The 7,657-nt window shown below is 72.5% G+C and carries 8 protein-coding genes; 2 read left to right on the plus strand and 6 right to left on the minus strand.

Annotated elements, in window-relative coordinates:
- Positions 1 to 1,764: SDR family oxidoreductase (locus A6Q79_RS13715; RefSeq protein ID WP_317698624.1), on the plus strand; the 1,764-nt coding region annotated here is incomplete at its 5' end.
- On the opposite strand, the gene A6Q79_RS13720 is transcribed toward A6Q79_RS13715, so the two are convergent.
- The 4 genes from A6Q79_RS13720 to A6Q79_RS13735 are packed head-to-tail and all read right to left on the minus strand — an operon-like array spanning position 1,694 to position 4,525.
- Positions 1,694 to 2,662: a TAXI family TRAP transporter solute-binding subunit gene (locus A6Q79_RS13720; RefSeq protein WP_286689530.1), complete on the minus strand. Its 969-nt coding sequence runs from the start codon at positions 2,660 to 2,662 to the stop codon at positions 1,694 to 1,696. The genes A6Q79_RS13715 and A6Q79_RS13720 overlap by 71 nt on opposite strands.
- A 38-nt stretch (positions 2,663 to 2,700) precedes the next feature.
- Complete coding sequence (locus A6Q79_RS13725; protein ID WP_289017900.1) at positions 2,701 to 3,954, minus strand: ArgE/DapE family deacylase; 1,254 nt, start codon at positions 3,952 to 3,954, stop codon at positions 2,701 to 2,703.
- Complete coding sequence (locus tag A6Q79_RS13730) at positions 3,951 to 4,325, minus strand: type II toxin-antitoxin system death-on-curing family toxin (protein WP_286689528.1); 375 nt, start codon at positions 4,323 to 4,325, stop codon at positions 3,951 to 3,953. Before A6Q79_RS13730 ends, A6Q79_RS13725 begins: the two co-directional genes overlap by 4 nt.
- A complete protein-coding gene (locus A6Q79_RS13735; protein WP_286689527.1) occupies positions 4,322 to 4,525 on the minus strand; it encodes a CopG family transcriptional regulator in 204 nt (67 codons plus the stop codon). Before A6Q79_RS13735 ends, A6Q79_RS13730 begins: the two co-directional genes overlap by 4 nt.
- A 207-nt stretch (positions 4,526 to 4,732) precedes the next feature.
- On the opposite strand from A6Q79_RS13735, the gene A6Q79_RS13740 reads away from it, so the two are divergent.
- Positions 4,733 to 6,637, plus strand: a complete 1,905-nt coding sequence (locus tag A6Q79_RS13740; RefSeq protein ID WP_286689526.1) for a chorismate-binding protein — start codon at positions 4,733 to 4,735, stop codon at positions 6,635 to 6,637.
- A gap of 538 nt (positions 6,638 to 7,175) precedes the next feature.
- On the opposite strand, the gene A6Q79_RS13745 is transcribed toward A6Q79_RS13740, so the two are convergent.
- Positions 7,176 to 7,388, minus strand: a complete 213-nt coding sequence (locus tag A6Q79_RS13745) for a DUF2945 domain-containing protein (protein ID WP_067853169.1) — start codon at positions 7,386 to 7,388, stop codon at positions 7,176 to 7,178.
- 18 nt (positions 7,389 to 7,406) lie between these two features.
- On the minus strand, positions 7,407 to 7,657 hold a 251-nt coding region (locus tag A6Q79_RS13750; protein WP_317698625.1), incomplete at its 5' end, for a DMT family transporter.

Consider the following 7,657-nt stretch of genomic DNA (forward strand, 5'->3'; position numbering starts at 1 on the left):
CTCGAAGAGCATGACGATGCGCGGATCACCCGCGAAGCGTGCGAGGCCGAGGGCGCCGAAGTGCTGCTGTCGGCGGGCGATTTGGGCGATCCCGACCATTGCCGCGGGTTCGTCGATGCGGTGATCGGCAAATGGGGCCGGCTGGATGTGCTGGTCAACAATGCCGGCGAACAGCACCCCGACGAGGACGTGACGGATATCACGGCCGAACAATTGCAGCGCACCTTCCAGACCAACATCTTCTCGATGTTCTACCTCGTCCAGGCGGCACGCCCGCACCTGCAGCGCGGTGCGGCGATCGTGAACTGCACCAGCGTGACCATGTACAAGGGCGCGCCGATCCTGCTCGACTACAGTGCCACCAAGGGCGCGATCACCGCCTTCACCCGCTCGTTGTCGGAAAACCTCGTGGCCGACGGCATTCGGGTCAATGCGGTCGCACCGGGGCCGATCTGGACCCCGCTCAATCCCTGCGGCGGCCAGCCGCCCGAGAATATGGACGATTTCGGCGAGGATACGCCGATGGGCCGTCCGGGCGAACCCAACGAAGTGGCCCCCGCTTTCCTGTTCCTCGCCTGCGACGACAGTTCCTACATGTCGGGACAGGTGCTGCATCCCAATGGCGGCAGCGTCGTCGGCGGTGGCGGTGCACCGTTGCCGGAGGGCGTGCCGGGCCTGCCCACCGCCGTCCGAGCCGCGCTGGCCGGCACCCCGACCACCGCTCCCGGTCCCCTGTGGCCGTGGGCCGACGACGACCTGGTGGTGGCCACGCCGGTGGGGCGCGACGCGCAGGTGCTGGGTGCCGTCGTCATGGTGGAGGACACCTCCGGACCGCGCGCCGACGTCGCGCGCGTGATGGGACTGGTCTCGCTCGCCGCGCTCCTGTTCCTGGTGCTGCTCGGATGGCTGGTCGGCGTCCCGCTGGTGCGCTGGATCGTGCGACCCGTCGAGCAGCTCGAGGACCGCGTCCACGCGCTCGGCCGGGGTCGGGCGTCCGCCGTCGGCCCGGTGGAGGGGCCGCCGGAGCTGCGCCGGCTGGTCCAGGCGTTCAACCAGATGGTCGACGACGTCGAGCAGGCGCGGCAGCAGCAGCGCGACCTGGTCGCCGACGTGTCGCACCAGCTGGCGAACCCGTTGACGGCCATCCGGCTGCGTCTGGAGCGGCTCGCCCGCGAGGACGAGTCGGTGGTGCCGGTGCTCGCGGAGACCGAGCGGATGGCGCAGTCGCTGGAGGACGTCATCGCCATCAGCCGGGTGGGCAGCCTCGACCGGGAGCTCTTCGACGTCGACGTGGCCGCCCAGGTGCGCAGCCGCGTGGAGCTCTGGCAACCGCTCTTCGGGACGCACCTGCGGGCCCGCGTCCCCGACGGGGTCGTGCCGGCGGTGCTGGAGGAGGATCTCGTCCCCACGGTCGTCGACGTGCTGCTCGACAACGCCGCGAAGTACGCGCCGGACGCCGACGTGGAGGTCGAGCTCACTGCCGATTCAGGGACGGTCCGGCTGTTGGTGCGCGACCACGGGGCGGGGGTGACGCCGCAGGAGGCGGCCGAGGTGGGACGGCGCTTCCACCGGCTGGACCGGCACGCCGACGTGGCCGGCACCGGGCTCGGGCTCTCGATCCTGGAGCTCCGGGTGCGCGACGCCGGCGGCTCCACCCGCCGCCGGGCGGCTCGTCCGGGGCTCGCGGTCGAGGTCACGCTCCCCGGTCGAGCCGACGCCGCAGGAAGGCCTCCGCGCCAGGGTGCAACGGGATCGGCTGGGTGAACATGGCCGCCGCGAGCGTGGGCTGACGGACGTCGGGCACGCGTCGGACGAGTGCGTCCTGGCGGTCGAAGACGACGGACGCGAACCCGCCGACGAGGTCGTCGTCCAGGCTCGGACGAGCCAGCAGGTAGGTCTTCACGCTCACCGTCCGCACCGGCTCGGACAGCCGGTACGGGGCGGCGGGCAGGGGACCTGCCACGTACTCCTCGCCGCCCGGACGCGCGGCCAGGACACCGACGAGGTCGCCCAGGTCGAGGGCCCTCAGGGCCTGTCGCCGGCCGAGCTCGACGAGAGCGGGCACCGGGAAGCCACTCACGAAGGCGAGCGCGTCGACACGCCCGGTCTCCAGCGCGGCGACGGAGTCGCCGAGGGAGAGGTCCTCCACGTCGACCGCGTCCGTCCTGAGCCCGGCGGCGGCGAGGCAGCGCTCGACCACCAGCCGGGTGCCCGACCCGACCTGTCCCGCCGCCACACGTCGACCGTCGAGGTCCTGCACGGCCCGGACCGGGGACTCCAGCGGCACGACGACCTGCAGGAAGCTGTCGTACAGCCGGCCCACCGCGACCAGACCGGCGGGCCGGTCGAACGGCGGCGCGCCGTCGAACGCCAGCCGCGCCGTGTCGCCCAGGCAGAAGCCGACGTCGGCGCGCCCCTGCAAGAGCAGCCGGGTGTTGTCCACCGACCCGCGGCTGAGCACCTCCGTGGCGTCGACGTCGGGCATGACCACCCTGGTCTCGCGGGCCAGTGCAGCGCCGTAGCGGTCGAACACGGCCCCCCGGTTGCCCGTGGCGATCCGCAGCCGACCCCGGGCGTCTCGCCAGGGCTCGTCCGTCGCGCAGCCGACGAGAGCGGCGAGGGCGCCCGCGCCCACGAGCAGCCGCCGTCGCGAGAGGGTCACCGGCCCAGCATCGCAGGTCGGCAGAGGCGTGACGTGGTTCAGCTGCAGTGGTGCAGCAGCAGGTGGGCGTAGGCGCGGGCGCTGAGCACGACCTCGTCGATCGGCACCGACTCGTCGACCGCGTGCGCGTCCTCGATGTTCCCCGGGCCGTACTGCACCGTCGGGATGCCGGCGGCCGCGTACTGGCGCAGGTCGGAGCCGTACGGCGCGCCCACGAACGGGGGCTCGTCGCCACCACCCGCGACCACTGCGTCGCGGACGCTCGCGCCGAAGGGGTGGCCGTCGGGCAGCGCTCCCGCCGCGAAACGCCCACCCGGCCAGGTGACGACGGGCGGGTGCTCACGCAGCCACGGGTGGTCGACCGCCGCGACCGCCGCCTCGAACACCGCCGTCGCGTCGGCGAACGACTCGCCCGGTCGCACCCCGAAGCGGCCCTCGGCGACGAGCAGGTCGGGCACCGTGCTCGCCCAGTCGCCCGCCTGCACGACGCCCACCGACAACGGCCACGGCCGGTCCGTGAACGGCGCCGGCGGGTCGACGTTCCGCTCCGCGTCGAGGCGGCGCAGCGCCGCGTGCACCTGCTCGAACAGCTCGACCGCGCTGACGCCGTGCCCTGCCCGCGACCCGTGCGTGGCCTTGCCCCGCACCTCCAGGCGGAACGTGAGCGACCCGGCGTTCGCGCTCACCACCGTGCCGGCCGTCGGCTCGGCGATCAGGCACGCCCGTCCGGTGTGGCCGCGGCGCAGCGTCGCGAACGTCCCCAGGCCGCCGTCCTCCTCGCCCACCACGAGGTGCACCGCGAACGGCCTCGTCAGCCGGTCACCGACCGCGCGGACCGCGGCGAGGATCGCCACCACGCCGCCCTTCATGTCGCACGTGCCCCGCCCGTACCAGCGGCCGTCGGCCTCGTGCAGGAACCACGGGTCGTGGGCCGTCCACCAGGCGGCGTCGCCCGGCGGCACGACGTCGACGTGCCCGTTCAGCACGAGCTCCGGCACGGTGCTCCCTGCCGCCCGCGGCCCGGAACCGCCGGGGCGCCAGGTCCCGACGCAGCCCCACGCCTCCTCGCGCTCGACCTCCTCGCCCGGGTAGTCGGGGTCGGCGCGCAGCTCCTCGAGGTCGAGCTGCCACAGGTCGACGTCGAGCCCGAGGCCCTGCAACGTCGCGGCGCACCAGCGCTGCACGGACGCCTCCGACTCGCTGCCGCCCACGCTGGGGTAGCTGACGAGCTGCGCGAGGTCGCGGCGGATCAGGTCGGCGTCGATGTCCACACTGTTCGCGGGGTCGTTCACATGCCCTCCCGAAGGGCGCGGGCGATCTCGTGGACGTCACGGAGCGCGCTGGTCGCAACGGCGATCACGAGGTCGTACGCCTGGCTCTCGTCGTCGAGGGTGAGTGGCGCGCGGTTCATGGTGAGGAACACCGACGCGCACGCGAAGGCCATCCGCTTGTTCCCATCCACCAGCGGATGGTTCGTCGCCAGGGACTGCAGCATCGCCGCAGCCTTCTGGTCGAGCGATGGATAAGCGTCCTTCCCCAGCACCGACGTCCGGGGGCGCGCGAGCGCCGACTCGACCAGGCCGATGTCGCGGACCAACGGCGTCTCCCCGATGACTGCTTCAGCGGCCCTCAGCGCCTGCGTCAGCGTGAGGAACCGCGTCATTCGCCGAGGCGCCGGATGGTGCTCGGGTAGCGGGCAATCGTGTCGTCCAGGGCAGCCACGAAGTCGCGTTCCTGCTCGCTCTCATCGAGCTGACGCTGGATGGCGCGCGTGGCCGCCTCGTTCTTGCTGATGCCCTGGGCGTTCGCCAGCCGCGTGAGCGCGGCGTCCTGCTCGTCGGTGAGTCGCAACGTCATGGCCATGAGTCGATGGTATCCGGGTGGTATCACTCGCTCAAGGCGCTAGGCTGCGACCGTGACATCGCGCTGCGACCACACCCTGGTCATCCGCTGGTGGCGTCCTCTCTCGTAGAGGAGGCCTGTCACGCGACCCCACGCCCAGACCCCTCAGCCGAGTGGTCTGGGCGTTCTCCGTCCCGGCGCGGCCGAGGCGACCCGAAGGACTCACCCATGACCCACCCGCTCGTCAGCGAGCTCCAGCAGCAGCCCGCGTTCGCCCTCGTCCGGGTGCGCGACAGCGACACGGTGACCTTGGTCGGCGGCGCCTACGAGGACGTCGAGAACCTCGCCGACGTGCCGCTCGCGGCCGGGGTCCCCGCCGACGGCCCCACCTGGGACAGCCTGGTGCTCGTGCCGTTCCGCCAGGCGCGCGAGCGTGGGTTCGCCGCGCACGACGACGGCACGCCGTTGCGCGTCGTCCGCGCCGACGTGCTCCACGAGCTGGCGCTCGCCGACCTCCTCCCGACGCTGCCCGACGGCGGCGTCGAGCTGGAGGACCGCGGCGGGTTCGAGACCTCCGACGCCGACTACGCGGCGATGGTGCGCCAGATCATCGACGACGAGATCGGCCGGGGCGAGGGCGCGAACCTCGTCGTCGGCCGGCACTACCGCGCGAAGATCGCCGACTGGGGCCACGACGCCGCGCTCGCCGTCTTCCGCCGTCTGCTCGAGCGGGAGCGCGGCGCCTTCTGGACCTTCTGCATCTTCACCGGCGACCGCTACCTCGTCGGCGCGAGCCCCGAGCGGCACGTGAGCGTCGAGGCCGGCCAGGTGCGGATGAACCCGATCAGCGGCACGTTCCGCACCAAGGGCCTCACCACGCATGCCGACAAGACGTCGGCCCTGCTGGAGTTCCTGCGCGACGAGAAGGAGATCTACGAGCTCTTCATGGTCGTCGACGAGGAGCTCAAGATGATGTGCGACATCTGCCACGAGGGCGGCCTCGTCCTCGGCCCGTACCTCAAGCCGATGAGCCACCTCGTGCACACCGAGTACCTGCTGGCCGGTCGCACCGACCGCGACGTGCGCGAGGTGCTGCGTGACTCGATGTTCGCGGCGACCGTCACGGGCAGCCCGGTCGAGAACGCGTGCCGGCTCATCGAGCAGTACGAGGAGCACGGCCGCGGCTACTACGCGTCGGTGGCCGCGCTCGTCGGCCGCGACGCCGAGGGCCTGCAGCGTGCCGACGCCCCGATCCTCATCCGGACCGCCGACGTCGACCTCGACGGCAACCTGAAGGTCACCGCCGGCGCGACGCTGGTGCGCGACTCCGACCCCGACTACGAGACGGCCGAGACGTGGGCGAAGGCGTCGGGCGTGCTCAGCGCGTTCGGCCTGGTCGACGCCCCCACCCCCGCGGCCGGGCCGGTGGAGGGCTTCGACGCGTTCACGCGCGAGGACGACGTGCTGATCGCCCTCGGCGAGCGCAACGCCCGGCTGAGCCAGTTCTGGCTGTCCGACCAGTCCGGCGCCGCGCCGGAGCCGTCGCTGCAGGGCCGTCGCGTCGTGGTCGTCGACGGCGAGGACGACTTCGTCAACATGCTGTCGCACGTCTTCGGCGTGCTCGGCATGACCACCGACGTCGTCCGCCACGACGCGTACGCGGACTGGGTCGGCTCCGGCCGCTCGCTCGAGGAGTACGACCTCGTGGTGGTCGGTCCCGGCCCCGGCGACCCGCGCGACGTCGGCGACGCGAAGATCGCCGTCGTCGACGACGTGGTCGTCGGCCTGCTGGCGTCGGAGCAGCCGTTCCTCGCCGTGTGCCTCGGCCACCAGGTGCTGAGCCGCAACCTCGGCCTCGAGCTCGGGTTCAAGGACATCGTCTTCCAGGGCACGCAAGCGCGCCTCGACGTGCTCGGGCGACCCGAGACGGTCGGCTTCTACAACACGTTCGTCGCGCGCGTCGGCGCCGCGGGGCTGCCCCCGGGCGTCACGGTCGAGCGCGAGGAGGCGACCGGCGACATCCACCACGTGGCCGGCCCGCACTTCCACGGCATCCAGTTCCACGCCGAGTCGGTGCTCACCCAGCGCGGGTTCGCGATCCTGCGCGACCTCGTCCTCGACCTCCTGGGCTGACTGTTTCCCGCGAACCCTGGAGATCCAGCGTCGATGACACGAAACGTCCTGCCACCGACGCGGGTCTCCTGAGGTCACGTGGGAGACCTGAACCCCCACCGAGGCGCGGGCGGATCGTGCGGCGCGGGTCGATCAGCAGAGGGACCGGAGCTGGTCGGAGGCGCGGTCGTACTCCGACTGTGCAGCCTGGACGGCCCGTTCGTCGACGGCGCTGCCGGCAGCGGCCGACTCGGCCTCGTCGCACGGCGCACGCCGGCGGCGTCGCCGCTGATCTCCTGACCGACTCGGTCGACCAGTCCGCGGCCCTCGTCCACGGCCCGGCCGGCGACCTCGCACCCGGCCCGGGTGCCGGCCGACGACGCGACGTCGTCGACGGCGGACCCGACGTCCGAGCATGCTCCGAGCACGAGGAGGGGCAGCAGCAGGAGGAGTCGCAGCGACGTCTTCATGCCCCGATGGTGACAGGGCCGTGGTCGTCCTCGCTCCGACGTGCTGCGTGACCTCGCCGTGGACCGGTGGGTCTGCGGACCCGGCGGACTCAGCTCTTGAGCTTGTTCAGCGCCGACGGCTCGTGGGCCGCCTTCGCGCCGGTCTTCTCGCTCTCGACGACGAGCTTCGGCTCGTCCTCGCTGGCCCGCCACTGCTGGCCGTCGAGCTGGAAGTCCTTGGTCTTGCGCTCCACGACCTTGCCCTGCGTACGTCCCTGGGGGCTGTCCCAGCTGACCCGGTCACCGACCTTGATGTTCGTCATGCCCCCACCCTGCGGTCGTCACGACGTCGCCGCACCTCGACGTCGCAGCCGGGTGATGGCCACGCCGAGCAGGCACAGTGCCCCGCCGACGAACGCGAGTGGCGCCGGCACCTCGCCGAGCAGCACCCAGGAGATCAGCGTCGCCACGGCCGGCACGAGGTAGGTCGTCGACGCGACCTGTCCCGCGGACAGCCGCCGCAGCGCGTACGACCACGTCGTGAACCCGATGGCGGTCGGGAAGACGCCCAGGTACACGAGCCACGCGACGT

The organism is Aeromicrobium sp. REDSEA-S32_B7 (assembly GCF_001626145.1).
GTDB classification, from domain to species: domain Bacteria; phylum Actinomycetota; class Actinomycetes; order Propionibacteriales; family Nocardioidaceae; genus Aeromicrobium; species Aeromicrobium erythreum.